This window comes from Arsukibacterium tuosuense, from assembly GCF_900215315.1.
Taxonomy (GTDB): domain Bacteria; phylum Pseudomonadota; class Gammaproteobacteria; order Enterobacterales; family Alteromonadaceae; genus Alishewanella; species Alishewanella tuosuense.
The window spans coordinates 147184-166294 of sequence record NZ_OBEB01000004.1 but is presented as its reverse complement, the minus strand read 5'-3'; the positions used below and the strand labels follow the sequence as shown (position 1 = coordinate 166294).

Annotated in this window: 16 protein-coding genes and 1 pseudogene; 3 read left to right on the top strand and 14 right to left on the bottom strand. The window is 49.7% G+C overall.

Features of this window, described 5'->3' with window-relative positions; translation table 11 throughout:
- The first annotated feature begins 184 nt into the window (after positions 1-184).
- Positions 185-988, top strand: a complete 804-nt coding sequence (gene suhB / locus CRO03_RS09615; protein WP_097111419.1) for an inositol-1-monophosphatase — start codon at positions 185-187, stop codon at positions 986-988.
- Positions 989-1029: 41 nt separating this feature from the next.
- Here the strand turns inward: suhB and CRO03_RS09610 are convergent, their stop codons facing one another.
- The 7 genes from CRO03_RS09610 to CRO03_RS09580 form a co-directional block, all read right to left on the bottom strand.
- Positions 1030-1401 carry a rhodanese-like domain-containing protein gene (locus tag CRO03_RS09610; protein WP_097111418.1) on the bottom strand — a complete coding sequence of 124 codons (372 nt, stop codon included), beginning with the start codon at positions 1399-1401 and terminating at the stop codon, positions 1030-1032.
- A gap of 79 nt (positions 1402-1480) precedes the next feature.
- A complete protein-coding gene (gene secF / locus CRO03_RS09605) occupies positions 1481-2428 on the bottom strand; it encodes a protein translocase subunit SecF (RefSeq protein WP_097111417.1) in 948 nt (315 codons plus the stop codon).
- Positions 2429-2437: 9 nt separating this feature from the next.
- Entirely contained in the window at positions 2438-4291 is a 1854-nt protein-coding gene (gene secD, locus CRO03_RS09600) for a protein translocase subunit SecD (protein WP_097111416.1), read from the bottom strand.
- A 29-nt stretch (positions 4292-4320) separates the two neighbouring features.
- Positions 4321-4659 (bottom strand): preprotein translocase subunit YajC, encoded by a 339-nt coding sequence (yajC, locus tag CRO03_RS09595; protein ID WP_019676498.1) that lies wholly within the window; start codon positions 4657-4659, stop codon positions 4321-4323.
- A gap of 67 nt (positions 4660-4726) precedes the next feature.
- Positions 4727-5905 carry a tRNA guanosine(34) transglycosylase Tgt gene (gene tgt, locus CRO03_RS09590; protein WP_097111415.1) on the bottom strand — a complete coding sequence of 393 codons (1179 nt, stop codon included), beginning with the start codon at positions 5903-5905 and terminating at the stop codon, positions 4727-4729.
- Between the two features lie 264 nt (positions 5906-6169).
- The gene (gene queA, locus CRO03_RS09585) at positions 6170-7195 is read right to left on the bottom strand and encodes a tRNA preQ1(34) S-adenosylmethionine ribosyltransferase-isomerase QueA (RefSeq protein WP_097111667.1); all 1026 of its coding nucleotides are present in this window, start codon (positions 7193-7195) and stop codon (positions 6170-6172) included.
- A 93-nt stretch (positions 7196-7288) separates the two neighbouring features.
- Positions 7289-8197, bottom strand: a complete 909-nt coding sequence (locus tag CRO03_RS09580) for a hydrogen peroxide-inducible genes activator (RefSeq protein WP_097111414.1) — start codon at positions 8195-8197, stop codon at positions 7289-7291.
- A 399-nt stretch (positions 8198-8596) separates the two neighbouring features.
- On the opposite strand from CRO03_RS09580, the gene CRO03_RS09575 reads away from it, so the two are divergent.
- On the top strand, positions 8597-10861 hold the full coding sequence (locus tag CRO03_RS09575) for a S8 family serine peptidase (RefSeq protein ID WP_097111413.1): 2265 nt from the start codon (positions 8597-8599) through the stop codon (positions 10859-10861).
- A gap of 98 nt (positions 10862-10959) precedes the next feature.
- Here CRO03_RS09575 and CRO03_RS09570 read toward each other — a convergent pair whose 3' ends face one another.
- The 7 genes and pseudogenes from CRO03_RS09570 to CRO03_RS09540 all read right to left on the bottom strand — a co-directional run bounded on the left by CRO03_RS09570 (position 10960) and on the right by CRO03_RS09540 (position 18392).
- Positions 10960-12228, bottom strand: a complete 1269-nt coding sequence (locus CRO03_RS09570) for an inorganic phosphate transporter (protein WP_097111412.1) — start codon at positions 12226-12228, stop codon at positions 10960-10962.
- 17 nt (positions 12229-12245) lie between these two features.
- On the bottom strand, positions 12246-12923 hold the full coding sequence (locus CRO03_RS09565; protein ID WP_097111411.1) for a TIGR00153 family protein: 678 nt from the start codon (positions 12921-12923) through the stop codon (positions 12246-12248).
- Positions 12924-13078: 155 nt separating this feature from the next.
- Complete coding sequence (phoU, locus tag CRO03_RS09560) at positions 13079-13789, bottom strand: phosphate signaling complex protein PhoU (RefSeq protein WP_097111410.1); 711 nt, start codon at positions 13787-13789, stop codon at positions 13079-13081.
- A 44-nt stretch (positions 13790-13833) separates the two neighbouring features.
- Positions 13834-14601, bottom strand: coding sequence for a phosphate ABC transporter ATP-binding protein PstB (gene pstB, locus CRO03_RS09555; RefSeq protein ID WP_097111409.1), 768 nt, complete (start codon positions 14599-14601; stop codon positions 13834-13836).
- A gap of 28 nt (positions 14602-14629) precedes the next feature.
- A pseudogene (pstA, locus tag CRO03_RS09550) lies at positions 14630-15469 on the bottom strand (phosphate ABC transporter permease PstA); the annotation flags it as partial.
- Positions 15470-15621: 152 nt separating this feature from the next.
- Positions 15622-17430, bottom strand: coding sequence for an ABC transporter permease subunit (locus CRO03_RS09545; RefSeq protein WP_097111407.1), 1809 nt, complete (start codon positions 17428-17430; stop codon positions 15622-15624).
- Positions 17427-18392, bottom strand: a complete 966-nt coding sequence (locus CRO03_RS09540; protein ID WP_245861570.1) for a PstS family phosphate ABC transporter substrate-binding protein — start codon at positions 18390-18392, stop codon at positions 17427-17429. Before CRO03_RS09540 ends, CRO03_RS09545 begins: the two co-directional genes overlap by 4 nt.
- A gap of 204 nt (positions 18393-18596) precedes the next feature.
- Here CRO03_RS09540 and CRO03_RS09535 point away from each other — a divergent pair, with 204 nt between their 5' ends.
- A complete protein-coding gene (locus tag CRO03_RS09535) occupies positions 18597-19097 on the top strand; it encodes a glycine cleavage system transcriptional repressor (protein WP_097111405.1) in 501 nt (166 codons plus the stop codon).
- Positions 19098-19111 lie beyond the last annotated feature (14 nt).

Sequence of the window (19111 nt, the reverse complement as noted above, 5' to 3'; positions counted from 1 at the left end):
AGCGTTAACGCTAACTGGTAAAACAATGTAACGGGATATTTAACAGCGGGACACTGGCTTTTTTACAGCCAATTACCTTTACTTTTTTACTGGAGCGGCTACAATACGCGCCGCTCTTTTGTTTGATCTTTATACAGCTGGTTGCAGCTGTTTTTAAACGCTCTTTATAAATAAGGTAATCGCTATGCATCCGATGTTAAACATCGCCATTCGTGCTGCCCGTAGTGCAGGTAATATTATCGCCCGTGCTTGTGGCCAGTTAGATATGGTGCAAAAGCTGCAAAAAGGCAGCAACGACTTTGTCACCAACGTCGATAAAGAAGCTGAACAGGCTATAGTGGCAATTTTGAAAAAGTCTTTTCCAACGCATGGTATTGTTGGTGAAGAACATGGCGATTACGGTAACAGCGACAGCGAGTTCCAGTGGATTATTGACCCACTGGACGGCACAAGTAATTTTATTAAAGGCATCCCGCACTTCGCGGTCTCCATCGCCTTAAAGCGCCAGGGTAAACTTGACCAGGCGGTGATCTTTGACCCGCTACGCGGCGAGTTATTTACCGCCTCGCGTGGTCGCGGTGCACAACTTAACGGCACCCGTATCCGGGTTACCGCCCTGCCTGATATGACCGGCGCCATTTTAGCGACGGGTTTTCCATTCAAAGCAAAACATCACCTGGACAGTTACAGCAAAATCTTCAATAGTTTTTTTGCTGACTGCGCTGATATGCGTCGCACCGGTTCTGCTGCGCTGGATTTAGCCTACGTAGCAGCCGGCCGTTTCGATGGATTCTTTGAAATTGGTTTAAAGCCCTGGGACATCGCTGCCGGTGAGCTGATTGTGCGCGAAGCCGGTGGCATGGTATGTGACTTTACCGGCGGCTCTAACCAGATGAAAAGTGGTAATATCGTAGCGGCCAGCCCGAAAGTACTGCAAGCCATGGTAAAAGGTATGCGGCCTCACCTGTCAGAAACCCTGGCCAAGTAATTCTGTTACCCGCCGGGCGCTGCGTAAATTACTGCAAAGCGTCAGGCGGGAACTTCTACTGCCAGTTCCAGCTCAGTCCACTCCCGGTAGCCCCCTGCCAGACTCAGTACCTGTTGATACCCCATCTGTTGCAAGGTCAGCGCAGCCAGTGCCGAACGATAGCCGCCGCCACAGTACGATACAATTTTCTGCTTTTTATCCTGCACCATTTGCTCAATGTCACGCTCGATAATCCCTTTGCCTAAATGCATTGCTTCTGGCAGGTGGCCTTTAGCCCACTCATGATCTTCCCGGACATCTAACAATACGTAGGGTTGGTTGTGTTGCAGCAACTCACTGATGCTAATTTCGTTGATGTGTTTTTTTGCTTGATTTACCAGCGCAATAAAGCCGGCTGCATGTTGGGCGGCCATAGTTGTCCTCAAAATATGTTCAAAAACTCAAAAAAAATGCCAGTCTCAGACTGGCATTTGTAGCACATATAAAGCTGCTTTACAGCAAAGGCTCGGTACCTTCGCCTTCTTTTTCCGGTGGTGGCGGTGGCAACATATCTTCGCGGCTGATACCCAGCTGCACGGCAAGCGAGCTGGCCACAAATATTGATGAGTAAGTACCAATACCAATACCAAACAGCAAAGCAAACGCAAAGTTATGAATTAACGCGCCGCCCATGGTAAACAACACCACCAGTACAATAATGGTGGTTAATGAGGTAACGACTGTCCGGTTAAGAGTAGAAGTAACAGCTTCATTAATAGTTTCATGGACTGTGGCGTCACGCAACTTACGAAAACTTTCCCGAATCCGGTCAAATACTACGATGGTATCGTTTATCGAATAACCGATTAGCGCCAGAATAGCCGCCAGTACTGTTAAGTCAAACTCCAGTTGCAGCAGGGAAAACAAGCCAAGGGTAATAATGACGTCGTGACCCAGTGCCATTACCGCTCCCACTGATAAGCGCCATTCAAACCGCATGGTCACATACAGCAGAATACCAATCAGTGCGGCCAACATGGCTAAACCGCCCTGCTCTTTTAACTCATCACCGACACTGGGGCCAACAAACTCAACCCGGCGCATTTCAATCGGCTCGCTGGATGTTGCGCTTAGCGCCCGCAGTATCTCATTGGAAATGGTTGACTGGTCAATGCCCTCACGTGGTGAAATCCGGATAGCGACATCTTCGCTTGAACCAAAATACTGCACCACCGCATCAGCATAGCCGTTATCAGCCAGCACTTTACGCACCTGCGATAAATCAGCGCCTCCGCTGTAACCCACTTCAATAACGGTACCACCGGTAAAATCCAGTCCCCAGTTCATACCTTTAACCGTAATAGTGGCCAGAGAGGCAATTACCAGTAATGTTGACAGGATCAGCGCCGGCATTTTAAACCGCATAAAATTAAGCGGCTCATTAAAGCTAAATATTCTCACACCGCCTCCCTACATCGGTAGTGACTGCACACGGCGGCCACCCCAGATTAAATTAACCAGCAAGCGGGTTCCGACCACTGATGTAAATATTGAAGTCAGAATACCGATCGCCAGAGTAATGGCGAAACCCTTAACCGGCCCGGTACCGATACCAAACAGGATCAGTGCCACCAGTAAAGTGGTGATATTCGAGTCAGCAATAGTGGCAAAAGCACGGTCGTAGCCATGATGGATAGCTTGCTGCACACTGCGCCCTTCGGCCAGTTCCTCGCGGATCCGCTCGAATATCAGCACGTTGGCGTCAACCGCCATACCTACTGTCAATACTATGCCTGCCATACCTGGCAGCGTTAAGGTAGCGCCCGGGATCATCGACATAAAGCCGGTAATCAGAATCAGGTTAGCTAATAGCGCTACGTTGGCAATTAAACCAAAGGCCTTGTAATACAACACCATAAAGATCAGTACGACCACCATGCCCCACATAATCGCCGTCATGCCCAAATCAATGTTTTCCTTACCCAGGCTTGGGCCTATGGTGCGTTCTTCAATGATCTGGGTCGGCGCGATCAGGGCACCGGCACGCAGCAACAGCGCCAGATTTTGTGCTTCCGCCGGGTTATCGATACCGGTAATCCGGAAACTACGGCCCAACCGTGCCTGAATGGTGGCCGCATTAATTACTTCTTCATACTTTACCAGCACCGGCGTGCCGTCTTCGTTGCGCTCTTCACCTGGCTTATATTCAATAAATACGGTGGCCATTTGCCGGCCAATGGTACTGCGGGTCGCGTTTGACAGTAAATTACCGCCCTGCGCATCCAGTGAAATACTGACTTGTGGCCGTGAATATTCATCATAACCTGATGTTGCACCGGTAATATGATCACCGGTTAACATAGTGCGGTTTTCCAGTAAATACGGCTGGCCATTGCGGTCGCGATATAAACTGGCACCGGCAGGTAAGCGACCGTCTAAGGCGGCGCCTAAATCTGAATCATTATCGACTAAGCGGAATTCCAGGGTCGCGGTTGCACCCAGAATCTCTTTAGCCTGGGCCGGGTCCTGCACCCCGGGCAACTGCACGATAATCCGGTCAGCACCCTGACGCTGCACTAAAGGCTCTGCCACACCAATTTCATTAACCCGGTTACGGATAATGGTGATGTTCTGCTCCAGCGCATATTCACGGATCTCTTTAACCCGGTTTTCGCTCAGGCTGACAACCAGACTATGCTCAGTATCACCGTCGCTGAAAATCAGCTCCTGGTCGTTTTTACCAAGTGCCGAACGCGCTGCTGCGACATCTTCGGCGCTGCGCAGTAAAACCTGCACCTGGCCACGCTCTAAATCGGCTTGCACCGCCCGGTAACGTACCCGCTCTTCCCGCAAGTCTGCCCGAAACGCCTGCACCATGTCGTTAATGTTTTTGTCGATAGCCGCTTTCATATCAACGGCCATTAAAAAGTGCACACCGCCGCGTAAGTCCAGGCCCAGCTTCATCGGGCTGGCCCCGATAGCACGCAGCCATCCCGGGGTGGTGGGTACCATATTAAGGGCCGTGATATAAGTACTGCCCAACTGACGCTCAGCGACTTCCCGTGCCCTTAACTGGTCTTCGGCGCTGCCGAAACGAGCCAGGATCTGGCCTTCTGTCAGGGTAACGGCTTTAGCGGTAATGTTGGCGGCAGCAAAGGCCTGCTCAAGTTCAGCGCGGGTGGTTTCACTGACCACACCGCCACGACTGGCATTAATATTTAATGCCGGATCTTCTGGGTACACATTTGGTAACGCATAAAGGAATGCTGCCAGCAGCACACCCAACACTACCAAATACCGCCAGAGAGGATTTTTGTTTAACACAAGATGATCCTTTTTATTCGCTTAGCCGCTTACAGCGACTTTAAGGTGCCTTTTGGTAATACGGCACTGATCGCTGACTTTTGCACTGTTACTTCTGTGCTGTCATTTAACGCAACAGTGACGAAGTCTTTGTCGTCTGCAATTTTGCTAATCCGGCCGACAATGCCGCCCTGGGTTAACACTTCATCACCTTTACCCAGGGCTGACATCAGGTTGCGGTGCTCTTTCACTCTTTTAGCTTGTGGCCGGTAAATTAAGAAATAGAAAATTAAGCCAAAGGCCAGCAACATTATAATTAAATCCCAGCCGCCACCTTGTGGTGCAGCTGCAGCGCTGTCGGCGTAGGCATTGCTGATAAATAGACTCATGGTTATCCCCTTGAAATTAATAAAATAGTTAAGTTTTAATATATGTCGTAATTAGTGTTAGTCGTTATTAATTAGTGCTAACTGGTGTTTCTGTATTATCTAACCTATTGGCATCTAACCTATCGGCAAGCTGCTCAAGCGGTGGTACCGGCAACTCACGCTTCGCGTAAAATTCGCTGACAAACTGCTCCAAGGTACCAGCGGCTATGGCGTCACGCAATCCCTGCATCAGTTTTTGGTAATGATGCAAATTGTGGATCGTGTTAAGCCGTGCGCCCAGTATTTCGTTACAGCGGTCCAGATGATGTAGATATGACCTGGAATAATTTTTACAAGTGTAGCAATCACATTCCGGGTCCAGTGGCGAGATATCGTCTTTATGCTTGGCATTACGAATTTTCACCACGCCGCTGCTGATAAATAAATGACCATTGCGGGCATTGCGGGTAGGCATTACACAATCGAACATATCAATACCCCGGCGCACCGCTTCAACGATATCTTCCGGTTTGCCAACGCCCATTAAATAGCGCGGTTTATGGCCCGGCATCTGGCCGGTGGTATGGTTCAGGATATTGATCATGTCCTGCTTCGGCTCGCCGACAGATAATCCGCCGATGGCGTAGCCATCAAAGCCAATTTCTTCCAGGCCCTGCAGCGATACGTCACGTAGATTCGGGTACATCCCGCCCTGAATAATGCCGAACAATGCCGCCGGGTTATCACCGTGGGCATCTTTCGAGCGTTTGGCCCAGCGCAGTGACATTTCCATCGACTTTTTCGCTTGCTGCTCGGAAGCCGGATAGGGCGTACATTCATCGAAAATCATCACGATATCTGAGCCTAAATCACGCTGCACTTCCATTGAGCGTTCCGGGGTAAGCATAATACGCTCACCATTCAGCGGTGAACGGAACTTAACCCCCTCTTCGGTAATTTTCCTAAGCTCGCCCAGGCTGAATACCTGAAAGCCGCCAGAGTCGGTCAGGATAGGCTTATGCCAATGCATAAAGTCGTGTAAATCGCCGTGTTTTTTGATGATTTCGGTGCCGGGGCGCAGCATTAAGTGAAAGGTGTTGCCTAAGCAAATCTGGGCGCCGGTGGCGTCCAGTTCTTCCGGCGTCATGCCTTTAACGGTGCCGTAAGTGCCTACCGGCATAAAGGCCGGGGTTTCGACTGTGCCACGCTCAAAAATCAGCCGGCCACGACGGGCCCTGCCGTCGGTGGTATCTAATTCAAATTTCATTACTATCCTCATATGCCAGAAAGACAGTCTGGCTTTTTCGCGCCGCGATTATAACAGCTTACGGCCGAGATACTAAACGACAATGTATCTGGAAATACTGAGCACTAAGGCCATGGCTGGGAAATTCTTATTCCGCCGCCTTCGACAGCACGTCCCTGTGCTGTCTCAGTCTGCGCGGCATCCCTGCCGCTACTCCATAAGAACACCCAACCACAGCTTCTACAAACTTCTTTGAAACAGGAATTTCCTTATCCCCTCATGATCCTAACTAATAAACATTGCATCGCCATAAGAGTAAAAACGATATTGCTCATTTATCGCCGTATCGTAGGCATTCATTACATGTTCGCGGCAGCTAAAGGCAGATACCAGCATAATCAGCGTTGATTCCGGCAAATGAAAGTTAGTAATCAGCGCATCAATCACCTGAAACTGATAACCGGGGTAGATAAAAATCTGGGTATCGCCGTTGTAACTAATCAATTTACCGCCCCCCTGCTGCGCGGCCGACTCCAGCGAGCGGACCGAGGTGGTGCCTACGGCAACCACTTTATTACCGCGTGCTTTGCACGCAGCAATAGCATCCACCACCTGCTGTGGTACCTCAATATATTCGGCGTGCATTTTGTGCTCAAGCACATTGTCTACCCGCACCGGCTGAAAGGTGCCGGCGCCGACATGCAAGGTTACATAGGCAAACTCAACCTCTTTGGCCTTTAGTTTATCCAGCAACGGCTGGTCGAAGTGCAGGCCCGCAGTGGGTGCCGCTACCGCGCCAGGCTTTTCGTTATAAACCGTCTGGTAGCGGGCTTTATCGTCCTCGGTATCGGGCCGGTCGATATAAGGCGGCAACGGCATATGGCCTAAACGTTCCAGCATGGTCAGCACCGGCTCATCGCTTAGCACTTCCAGCTCAAACAGCTCGTCGTGCCGCTGGTTCATCCGCACTTCGGCCGAATTTTCCAGCATTAACACAGTGCCGGGTTTAGGGGCCTTACTGGCCCGGACGTGAGCTAAAAAGCGCTTATCGTCTAACATTCGTTCAACCAGTACCTCAACTTTACCGCCTGAGGCTTTCTGGCCAAATAAGCGCGCCGGGATCACTTTGGTATTGTTAAACACCAGTAAGTCACCTGGCTTAAGAAAATCGGTTAAATCTTTAAAAATATGATGGCTTAATGCCCCGCTTTGTTTATCCATCGCCAACAGGCGGCTGCTCGAGCGTTCGGCTTTGGGGAAACGGGCAATAAGTTGCTCAGGCAACTCGAATGAGAAGTCTTTAACTTGCATACTTTTAGGTTGCATAGAAGGTTCCTTGGCTTTACCGACCAGAGGCACGGCTGTAAAAAAACAGCCGGTATTCTAGCAGAAGCTACGCAAAGATTACTGGCATTTTTGCTGTAAAACTTCACTGATCAGGCTGGTCATTAAACGGTAACTGCGGGCTTTACTTGATGTTGGCCGCCAGGCAACGCCTATATCGCGGTAAGCGTTGCCGCTGGTCGGCAGCTGGGTAATCAGTTCAGTACCCTCCAGCAAGCCGCTGCTAATGGCCATTTGCGGAATAAAGGTGACGCCCAGTTTATTATTTACCATCTGGGTCAGAGTATGCAGACTGGTAGCAAAAAACGGGTTCACCTTGCGGCTGTCCTCCAACTCACAGGCTTTTACGGCATGGCCGGTCAGGCAATGCTCCCGCTCCAGTAAAAAAATGCTTTCGTCCGGCCACTGGCTGATATCCTGATTAAAGCCCCTTCCCAGCCAGTCTTTATGCAATACCAGTTTAAAGCCATCCTGCGCCAGCACTTCAGTATGAAAGGCGCCCGTTTCATAGGGCAACGCCAGCAATACCATGTCCAGCCGCCCTTCTGCCAACGCATGCAACGAATTATCGCTGGTATCTTCGCGCAACAGCAACTGTAAATCAGGGTAGCGCTCGCGGCATAAACTCATGACCTCGCTCAGTACAAAAGGGGCAATAGTAGGAATACAGCCAAGACGAAACGGCCCGGCCATTGGCTTGCCCTGCGACTTGGCAAACTGGGTCAACTCTTCACATTGTTCAATAATATGCCGGGCCTGGCGCACAACATCCTCGCCTAAAGAGGTGAAAATAAAAGTCTTATGATCCCGCTCCAGCAGTTGGGTTTGCATGGTCTCTTCCAGATTAGCAATAGCAGCACTAAGAGTAGACTGGCCAACAAAGCAGGCTTCAGCGGCCCGACCAAAATGCTGGTGTTCGTGTAGCGCCAGCAAATACTGCAGTTGTTTAATACTTGGCAATCTTTTCATTATAAATTCCGATTAAAAAGCAAAATCTGCACGTTTATACGAATCAATATATCGTATCAGCAATCTAAGGTCGAGCAACTCTAAAATTAACATTTGTATTGATTTTAGTTAACAAATCTAACTAGTTAACCGATATTATAACTAGCTAATTTTCAGACACTTGTATTTAAAATTCGCTATTTTTGTAAATTAAAATTTGAATCAGTTATTTATTTGTTATAGCTTGAGCTTCTCATTGTATATATCTGTAACAGTGTCGCATTAACACCCTGGAATATTTCCTCCATGCAGATACAGACAAGTTGTACATACATTGACCCTTGGTTGCGAGTTGGGCAGTCCGTAAACCAGTTTGCAGGAACACTTAATTATAAAAAAATCACCTCAGGAGGGTGAACCATGTCCAAATTAACCAAACCATTGGCTCTGGCCAGCTGCAGCTTGCTGGCACTCGCCGTTAACAGCGCCCTGGCTACCACCGTTAAACACAGTACAGACGATCATCGTTATATTATTAAATATAAAGACAGCAGTCTGGGGCTTAGCAAACAACAAGATTTCGTATTAAGCCAGCACAAGCGCACCAAAGATGCCATTCTGGCCCGATTAAGTGACAACAGCAGCAAGTTAAAACGTCAGGGGGCGCGGATCCATCATCTGTTAGCAGAGCAACGCGCCATTGCCGTACAACTGCGGCCTGGCCTGGTTAACTTGTTAAAGTCCGATCCAACCATCGAGTTAATTGAAGTCGATCAACGCCGTTATCCGATGATGCAACAAATTCCTTATGGCTTTCCAATGGTCCAGGCTGATTTAGTCAGCGATGAGTTTGCTTCCAACCAGACCGTCTGTGTTATTGACTCCGGCCTTGACTTACCGCACGAAGATTTCGCTTCGGGCAATATCAGTGGTACCAATGATGTGGGTACCGGCAACTGGTATGATGCCGGTGGTCCGCATGGTACCCATGTAGCAGGGACTATCGGCGCCCTGAACAATGACACCGGTATCGTCGGCGTTATGCCAAATGGCCAGCTTAATATGCATATAATTAAAGTATTTAATGCTGCAGGCTGGGGATACTCTTCGACGCTGGCCAGCGCAGTAAATGCCTGTGCAGATGCCGATGCGACCGTGATTAATATGAGCCTGGGTGGTGCTGCCCCCAGCGCTACTGAAAGCAGTGCTATGCAAGCCGCTTTCGATGCAGGCCTGTTATTAATTGCTGCCGCCGGTAATGATGGCAACACGGCCATGTCTTACCCGGCGTCTTATGACTCCGTGGTTTCAGTGGCTGCCGTAGACAGCACCCGAACCCTGGCAGATTTTTCCCAGCGCAATGCTCAGGTAGAATTAGCCGGCCCGGGTGTCGATGTTCGCTCTACGTACCCTGAAGGCACAGCACTGGAAGCTCAGCTGAGTGTTAACGGTGTATTTTATGATTCCAACCCAATGTCAGAATCTGGCAGTGGCACTGTGAGTGCCGAGTTTGCTGACTGTGGTCTGGGGCTTGATGCCTGTACTGATGTGGCTGAAAAAGTCTGCTTAATTTCCCGCGGAGAAGTAGCTTTCTCACAAAAAGTAGAATCATGCCAGGCCGGCGGTGGTCTTGCTGCGATTATTTATAATAATGAGCCGGGTAATTTCAGCGGTACCGTAGAGGGGACAACGTCTACTATTCCGGCTGTCAGTATTTCTCAGGAAGACGGTCAGATGTTGCTGGCAGAACTGGGTAGTATCGCCAATCTGAACTCAGGTGCCAGCAACTATGGCCTGATGAGCGGTACGTCTATGGCATCGCCTCATGTTGCCGGGGTCGCTGCCCTGGTCTGGAGCCATTTCCCCGATTGTAGCAATGCCGAAATCCGCTCAGCTCTGGCAGCCAGTGCTGATGATTTAGGTGCTACCGGCCGCGATACATCTTATGGCTTCGGCCTGGTGCAGGCTAAAGATGCGGTGGATTATCTGGCCGAATATGGCTGCTCGGGTTCAGATGATGGCCCTGATGAACCTACTCCACCGGGTGCAACTGAACTGGAAAATGGTGAGGCGGTGACCGATCTGGCCGGTGCCGCTGGCGAAGAATTACTGTTTACGCTGGATGTTCCTGCCACAGCCACTGATTTATCCTTCACGATGAGTGGCGGTACCGGTGATGCTGACCTCTATGTTAAATTTGGGGCAGAACCTACTGCTGTCGACTATGATTGCCGGCCATACTTAACAGGTAATGATGAGAGCTGTGCCATTGACCCTGCACAAGAAGGCACTTACTACGCAAAAATAATTGGTTATACCGCTTTTACTGATGTCAGTCTGACCGGCAGCTTTACTGCAGAGGATGATCCGGACTTACCCGATGCTGGCGGTGAAACCATCAACAATATTAATGTTGACCGTCGCAGCTGGCAGCATTACACGCTGGACGTCCCTGCTGGTATGGCGGAGCTGAGTGTCACTATTACCGGTGGCCGTGGCGATGCCGATCTATACCTGAAATATGGCAGCACACCCAGTGCAGGCAGCTACGATTGCCGGCCGAACCGCAATGGTAATGAAGAAACCTGCGTTATTTCAAACCCGGAAGCGGGCGTGTGGCATATGTCAGTTTATGGCTTCCGCGCCGTCAGGGGTTTAACCCTGATCAGTGAGTACCAGCCTTAAGCTGCTAAGCTTACTCAGGTTTCCCCCTGAGGCAACATACCAAAAGGGGCTGAAATTCAGCCCCTTTTTTATTACTTTCTTATTACTAAGCCCGGTGCTTACAAGGTAAACAGGAACTGTAAAATATAGAAGAACACGATAGCCAGGCCGGCTCCGACTGGCAGGGTAATGACCCAGGAGATAAAGATGTTGCGTACCACGCCTAAGTTAAGCGCAGCAATACCGCGGGCTAAGCCTACCCCTAATACTGCCCCAACCAGAGTCTGGGTAGTCGATATCGGTAAACCGGCACCAGAGGCGATTACCACCGTAGACGCAGCAGACAGCTCGGCGGCGAAGCCACGGCTGGGGGTTAAGTGAGTAATGGCGGTACCCACCGTTTTAATTACCCGGGCCCCCAGGGTTGCCAGACCAATCACAATACCAATACCACCTAACGGCAATATCCACCAGGCCAGTTGCGCTTTGGCAGCAATTTCACCACCTGAGCTGACCACACTTACCACCGCAGCCAACGGGCCTATCGCATTGGCCACATCGTTCGAGCCATGCGCAAACGCCATACAACATGCGGTAGTGATCATCAGTACGCTGAAAATGCGCTCGACATTATTAAATTGCATTTTTTTATCAGCGGCCGGGTCAATTTTTATCCGGCTGATTGCCACTTTACCAATCAGGCCAACGATAACGCCCAGCGCAATAGCTAACAAATAACCGTTAGCGGTACTGATATCCATACCAATATGTTTTAAGCCTTTTTGCACCGTTACCAACGCCATAACAAAGGCCGCAAATGCCATATAGAACGGCACATATTTTTTAGCATTGACGATAGGCTTGTCGGTATCAAATATCAGCTTCTGGGCACTCATAAAAAACATATAGGCCAGAATACCGGCCAGGATAGGTGTTACCACCCAACTGCCGACAATGCCGCCCACTTTATCCCAGTGCACAGCGTCAATACCAACCCCTACGGCGGCAAAACCGATAATAGAACCAACAATGGAGTGGGTGGTTGATACCGGCCAGCCAAAGTAAGACGCCACAATTAACCAGGTTGCTGCAGCCAGTAAGGCGGCAATCATGCCGTACACCATTAGCTCTGGCGTATCGACAAAGAACGCGGCATCAGTAATACCACCCCGGATGGTTGAGGTAACCGAGCCGCCGGCCAGGTACGCACCGGCAAATTCGAAAATGGCGGCAATAAAAATAGCCTGCTTAATGGTCAGTGCTTTGGAGCCGACAGAGGTACCCATAGCGTTAGCAACATCGTTTGCGCCCACGCCATAAGCCATCAGAAAACCAAAAACTGCAGCCAATATAATCAGAATGAGGCCGTATGATTGAATAATATCCATCAGTAATACCTTTTAAATTAACGGGCGAGCATAATTTCTAAACGTGAACCCACTTTCTGGGCGATATCGGCTAAATCGCCAATCCACTCAATAGTCCGGTACAAAAACATCACATCAACCGGATTCAGCTCGGCCTCTGCGCCCCTTAATGCTTTGCGCAGCTTAATTTGCATTTCATCAGTGTCGTGCTCAATGGCGTCCAGCTTTTCTACCATTTTGATCACCAGATCCACTTCCCGGCCCCGGAAACCGGTCTCCAGTAATTCATCCAATTCGTTAATGGCTTCCGATGCCATCGCTGTTGCGTCAATACAGCGCTGAATGTAAGCATGAAAATCAGTTTGAATAGCAGCAGGAATTTCCAGCTCACGGCCAAGTACCCGGCCAGAGATATCTTTGGTTTTATTAGCAATTTTATCTTGCTGTGCCACTAACTCGAGAATGTCGGTGCGATCGACCGGCAAAAATAAACCACGGGGTAAGTTAATCCGGATTTCCCGCTTCATCTTGTCGGCATCTTTTTCCAGGGTAACGATGTCTTTTCGTACCTCGGCCGCTTTAACCCAGTCTTTCTGATACACAGCCGCAAAAAACGGCAATAACAGCTCGCTGGCCTCGTGTACTTTGCGAATATGTTCTTCGATAGGTTTTATCGGTGATTTGGCGAACACGGATAAAAAAGTATTACCTGGCATAGTGTGGCCTCATAGAATTCAGGATGAATAAGGTCGGCGCGCATTGTAACTGCAATCAAACTGCAATAAAAATGAAATATTAGCAGATATAAAAAACCGCCTCAGCCAGAAGTCTGGTTGAGGCGGCTCAAAAAAGCGAATCAGTTTCGAAAAGGTCAGCTGCGGGCTTCTTTCTCAAGTGTTTCTTCTGAACTGTGTCGGACCACTTTACCCTTAACAAAAAAGATAATGTATTCAGACAGATTCTTACAGCGATCGCCAATCCGCTCCAGCGATCGGGCTGACCAGAGCACGTTCATAATCTTTGGAATAGAGCGCGGATCTTCAATCATATAGGTCATTAACTGGCGGGTAATAGACTCATATTCCCGGTCAACTTTTTTATCTTCTTTGTGGACTGTCAGGGCAGCTTCCACATCCATTCTGGCAAAGGCATCCAGTACATCGTGTAACATCTGAGCGACATGCCGGCCCAGGTTATCCAGGTTAACCAGTAAATCCTGCTGGGCACTGTTAAATGACTCCAGCGCTACTTTAGCAATACGCCGGGTTTCATCACCAATCCGCTCCAGATCGGCAATGGTTTTTAAAATTGCCATGATTAAACGTAAATCGCTGGCCGCTGGCTGGCGTTTGGCAATAATCCGGGTACATTCCTGATCAATCTGCAGTTCCCAGTCATTGACTTTTAAATCGTTGGCAATCACCTGCTGGGCCAGTTCGCTGTCGCTGTTGGCGATGGCAGCCAATGCATCAAACAGCTGTCTTTCAATTAAACCACCCATCGCCATTACATGGTTACGAACCTGCTCTATCTCTTCATTAAACTGACTGGAGATATGCTTTGATAAATTTAACTTGTCCATTGAATGACCCTTGCTGCTATTAAATGTGCTGTCTGCTGAACCTGTTAGCCAAAGCGTCCGGTAATGTAATCCTCGGTGGCGCGCTGGCTGGGATCAGTAAACATCTTATTTGTTTCATCAAACTCTATCAGCTGCCCCATATTTAAAAAGGCGGTGTAATCAGATACCCGGGCAGCCTGTTGCATATTGTGCGTCACTATTATCAAAGTATAGTGCTGTTTTAAGTCGTACATCAGTTCTTCAATTTTCAGCGTTGAAATCGGGTCTAACGCTGACGCGGGCTCGTCCAGCAGCAATACTTCCGGCTCTATTGCTATCGCTCTGGCAATTACCAGCCGCTGTTGCTGGCCGCCGGATAAATTAACAGCACTGTCGTGCAACCTGTCACGCACTTCTTCCCATAATGCGGCTTTACGTAACGCCGATTCCACCAACTCATCCAGTTGGCGGGTCTGCTTGATACCCTGTAAGCGTAGGCCAAAAGCAACGTTTTCGTAAACGCTGTGTGGAAATGGATTCGGCTTTTGAAAAACAATACCCACTCTGCGCCTGAGCTCTGCCACTTCAACTGCAGAGTGGTAAATATTCTGACCATCCAGCAGCACCCTGCCAGTTGTCTCAGTGTCTTCCAGTAATTCATTCATCCGGTTAAAACTGCGCAATAAGCTGGACTTACCGCAGCCAGAAGGGCCGATAAAGGCGGTAATTTTATGCTCAGGAATGCACAAATTAACTTGCTGCAACACGGTTTTATCAGCAAATTTCAGCGATAAATCCTGAACTTCCAATTTTGCGGTAACCTTTGCCGTCATATCCTACCCTACCAATGTTACAGTTTTATTACTCTTCTACTGCCCGCTGGCGATAGCGCGAATTTAAACGCTTGCGTAAGCGATAAGCCATCAGATTCAATATAAATATTAAGGTAATCAGCACCAACGCTGACGCAAACACCAGCGGTTCAGCGAGCTGTGCGTTCGGACTTTGTAAACCGGCATCATAAATATGCATGCTCAGACTGGTAATTTTCTGCTGCAGCTGCAGATAGGGAAATTCACTACTAAGCGGCAGCGAAGGTGCAGATTTCACCACACCAACAAACACCAGGGGGGCCACTTCACCGGCAGCACGGGCTATCGCCAGCATCAATGCCGTCACCATTGCCGGCGATGCCTGGGGTAACACTATTTTCCAGATGACTTCTGCCTTAGTTGCGCCCAGAGCAAAGCAACCCAGCCGCAGATTTTTTGGAATGCCGGCCAATCCCTGCTCAGTGGCCACAATTACCACTGGCAGGGTCAGTAACGCCAGCGTTAATGATACCCACAACAGGCCGGGTGCGCCAAAGGTTGGTGTCGGCAAGCTGTCACGATAAAACAGACTGTCGATGCTACCACCGAGAAAATAAACAAAAAAGCCAAGGCCAAACACGCCAAATACAATAGAAGGCACACCTGCCAGATTATGCACTGCCACCCGGATCACCCGCAGCAAAGGCCCCTCTTTGGCGTATTCATGTAAGTATACCGCAGCTAACACCCCCAGCGGCGTCACCAGTACCGACATCAGCAGCACCATCAGTACCGTGCCCAGTATCGCCGGAAATATACCGCCATCGGATGATGAGCCACTAAGGAACTGCCACCAGTTAGCCAGATATTGTAATAACTTAGTACCAATATGGCCGGACATATCGCCGGGCCAGAACACGCCGATACTTTGCAGCAGAATAAAAGCCAGTAACCCGCCTACCAGCAACAGGCTCAATGCTACTGCCCCGGCGTTTAACCAAATCCAGGGCGTCCCCTGACGAAACCAGTTACGGAGCATGGCTACAGCCTCTGATACTTTTTACGCAACCGCTGCCGGATAACTTCAGCGGCGGTGTTGGCAACAAAGGTAAATAACAGCAAGACTAACGCGGCGACAAATAATACTCTGAAATGACTGCTACCCACTGTTGCTTCAGGTAATTCAATAACCAGGGTGGCCGTTAAACTGCGCAGCCCTTCAAAAATATTAAAATTGGTTATCGGGCTGTTACCGGTTGCCATTAAAATAATCATGGTTTCACCAATTGCCCGGCCAAACCCAACCAGGGTAGCGGCAATCAGTCCTGGCGCCGCCAAAGGCAGACTGATCCGCAGCACAGTCTGCCACTGCGTCGCGCCAAGGGCCAGGGCGCCCCGGGTTAACTGTGGGGGTACCTGATAGAGCACATCATCGGCAATAGTAAATATTCCCGGCACGACCGCAAAGCCCATGGCGATGCCAACAATCAGAGCATTACGTTGTTCATAAAAAATTCCCAGTTGATCCAGATACAAACGTAAACCACCGACAAACAAGCTGCTATCTAAACGGTTTGCCACAACAAATATTACAATGCTCACCAACGCCAGCCACACCATCAGTAGCAGTATTTCCCGCCCGCCACTGCAATGTTGCCGGAAGCTAACCGGCAACCGGGGCCACAAGGCGGCCAGTGTCAGAATACTTAGCGGCAGCAATATTACCCAGAGCAACAACGCCAGCAGGTGGCTTTCAATAACCGGCGCCAGCCAGACTGCCGCAATAAACCCCAGGATAACCGTTGGAAACGCCGCCATCAGCTCAATTAGGCCTTTAATACGGCGGCGAGGCCCGGCCGGCAAGAAACATGCGGTATAAATGGCCGCCATAATGGCCAATGGCGCGGCGAAAACCATGGCATAGAGTGCAGCTTTCAAGGTGCCTATGGTTAACGGTACCAATGAAAACTTCGGCTGATAGTCATCCGCTGCAGAAGACGTCTGCCAGACAAAATCGGGCCGGGCAAAACCTTCATACCAGACACTGTGCCATAAAGTTTGCCAGTTTACTTCAGGGTGGGGGTTGTCTATGGCATAGGCATGTTGGCTAGTCGAAGTAAATACATTAAGCTGCTGATTATCTGCAGAAAACGCTAAAGCCGTAGCGTCAGTAATACCGCTGGCATGTTGCCACAACGGCTTCGCCATGGTCGAATAAAACAGTGCCAGCTGGCCATCTGCTGCCAGCGTAGCAAAGCCGCGCCTGTTATGTTCCGCCGCTATATGCAATATCGCGGCCTGCTGGCCGGGTAACTCTCTGACTAACCGGAAATGCGCAGCTTTGCTATTATCTGCCAGCAAAAACCACTGCTGCAGACGGCCGCTCTGATAACCTGCGAGCACCGCCTGGTCTGCGGCCAGCCAGCGTAAGCTGGTCAGGGTATCGGTGGTGTCCGTCAGCTGCCACTGCTGCAAGCAACGACGACCAAACTTGCTGGAATACAAGCAGGCATCACCATCAGCTGTGGCCAGCAACCGGTAGTCGCCGCTTTCAGATACGGCGTCAAAGACGGGGGCACCCTGCCAGTCTGTTAACGCCGCGGGCACTTTGACGGGTACCGCTGCCCGCTTAGGTGGGGTCTCTAAAATTACCGCTGGCAAAGCGGTAGCAGTAATATTCCTGAATAACGGCACCACTTCGCTGAATAAATAAATAAATAAAGCGGCCAGCATCATCACCACGCTGACCCCGGATAAACCGATTACTGCATGAAACAGCCGGTTGTACCAGCGCCGGCGCCGCTGCAGCTTGTTCGAAACATTGTTTTCAGACGCTCGTAACGCTGTCATGGCTGCTCCGGCCAGGCCGGCAGTCCCAGCGTCTGCCGCCACAGGGTGATTTCTTCAGCTGGCAGCGGTAAAAAGCCATCCTGCCCCACTAACTGCTGACCAGTGGGTGATAAAACCAGATCGAAAAATGCCTGCTCGTTTGCGGTTAATGGCTGGCCCGGCACCCGGTTAACATAAATATAAAGTTGTCTGGCCAGCGGATAATCTCCGGCCAGCGCATTTGCCGCAGTAGGAGCAAATGCCTGGCCGTCAGCAGCCGCTAACTTTAGTACTTTCACATCTTCTGTCGCATAGCCAATGCCAGAGTAACCAATACCTGCTACCGACTGACTGATTGCCCGTAGCATAGCGGACGACCCTGCAAGTTGGTTGGTACGGGCTTTAATATCACCATTACACAACACATGTTGTTTAAAGTAGCCATAAGTACCCGACACTGAATTACGGCTATATAAGCTGATAAAACGCTGTCGCCAGAGGCCGGTTAAGCCCAGCTGCCCCCAATGCTGGATATCGGCCGGCGCCCCACAACGCCGGTTTACTGAAAATATCGCATCCAGTTGACTGAGACTCAGCTGGCTTAACGGATTCTCGGGGTGAACATATATGGCAAGTAAGTCAATCGCAACCGGCACTGCGGTTGGCGGGTAACCAAAGCGCTGCGCAAACTGCTGTATTTCAGTCTGGCGCATAGTGCGGCTCATTGGCCCCAGTTGCGCGGTGCCTTCAATTAATGCCACCGGTGCAGTAGAGGAGCCAATACTCTGCACCTGAAAGTTTACTGTCGGGTAGCGACGGCGGTATTCTTCGGCCCACAATTGCATAACCTGTTGCAACGTATCGGAGCCAACACTGGATAAAGTACTGTCAGATTTAGCGGCAACCTCAGACACAGCGGTACTACCAATAACGATTATTAGTATCATCCCCGGCAAAAATGTCTGCCACCTGGTTAACGCCATCTGTTTTATACCCGTACTCACCGACTTACTGCTATCTTATAACAGCAAAACGCGACAAGACAGCAAACCAAAAATAAATTGTTAAGTAGCGTTTTAAAATCAGAAAGTTGTGTCTACACTCTAAAACACTTTTTAACGTATATTGGGCAGAACTCACGTCGGTGACGGCGGTTTAACCTTAAGTGATAGTAAGGGAATATCGATATGAAGCAGTTAGTCCTTACCGTTATTGGTAAAGATAAAGCGGGTTTAGTTGAGCAGTTAGCCAGGGTAGTTAACGACCACAATGGCAACTGGATGGCCAGTAACTTAAGCCACCTGGCAGGCTATTTTGCCGGCATAGTGCAAATAGAAGTAGCTGAACCGGATTTGGGCACTTTGGTAACTGCGCTTAGTGAAATCAGTGATTTAGATATAAAAGTGCAACAAGGCGAACAAAGCGAACTGAATAAACAACAGCAGTTACGTTTTGTGATTACCGGCAATGACCGGCCTGGCATTGTCCGTGAGTTATCGTCGGTGATTAAGCACAAAGGCACCAATATCGTGCAGTTTTCCAGCAATAAGCAAAGCGCACCAAACTGGGGTGTACCGTTGTTTCACGCCGAAGCAACCGTGCAGCTGCCTGCTGGTTTGAGCCGTGATGAAGTAATCAAGGCGCTGGAAGCCATTGCTGCCGACATTGTGGTGGACGTGGAAACCTGAGCGGACTGAAAACC

Bases quoted from the DNA above. Each gene is read 5' to 3' on its own strand.
- phoU (WP_097111410.1), bottom strand. From the start codon at position 13,789: ATGGACAAGTTAAATTTATCAAAGCATATCTCCAGTCAGTTTAATGAA.
- pstB (WP_097111409.1), bottom strand. From the start codon at position 14,601: ATGACGGCAAAGGTTACCGCAAAATTGGAAGTTCAGGATTTATCGCTG.
- tgt (WP_097111415.1), bottom strand. From the start codon at position 5,905: ATGAAATTTGAATTAGATACCACCGACGGCAGGGCCCGTCGTGGCCGG.
- CRO03_RS09575 (WP_097111413.1), top strand. From the start codon at position 8,597: ATGTCCAAATTAACCAAACCATTGGCTCTGGCCAGCTGCAGCTTGCTG.
- queA (WP_097111667.1), bottom strand. From the start codon at position 7,195: ATGCAAGTTAAAGACTTCTCATTCGAGTTGCCTGAGCAACTTATTGCC.
- CRO03_RS09535 (WP_097111405.1), top strand. From the start codon at position 18,597: ATGAAGCAGTTAGTCCTTACCGTTATTGGTAAAGATAAAGCGGGTTTA.
- CRO03_RS09545 (WP_097111407.1), bottom strand. From the start codon at position 17,430: ATGACAGCGTTACGAGCGTCTGAAAACAATGTTTCGAACAAGCTGCAG.
- CRO03_RS09570 (WP_097111412.1), bottom strand. From the start codon at position 12,228: ATGGATATTATTCAATCATACGGCCTCATTCTGATTATATTGGCTGCA.
- CRO03_RS09540 (WP_245861570.1), bottom strand. From the start codon at position 18,392: ATGGCGTTAACCAGGTGGCAGACATTTTTGCCGGGGATGATACTAATA.
- yajC (WP_019676498.1), bottom strand. From the start codon at position 4,659: ATGAGTCTATTTATCAGCAATGCCTACGCCGACAGCGCTGCAGCTGCA.
- CRO03_RS09610 (WP_097111418.1), bottom strand. From the start codon at position 1,401: ATGGCCGCCCAACATGCAGCCGGCTTTATTGCGCTGGTAAATCAAGCA.
- CRO03_RS09580 (WP_097111414.1), bottom strand. From the start codon at position 8,197: ATGAAAAGATTGCCAAGTATTAAACAACTGCAGTATTTGCTGGCGCTA.
- suhB (WP_097111419.1), top strand. From the start codon at position 185: ATGCATCCGATGTTAAACATCGCCATTCGTGCTGCCCGTAGTGCAGGT.
- CRO03_RS09565 (WP_097111411.1), bottom strand. From the start codon at position 12,923: ATGCCAGGTAATACTTTTTTATCCGTGTTCGCCAAATCACCGATAAAA.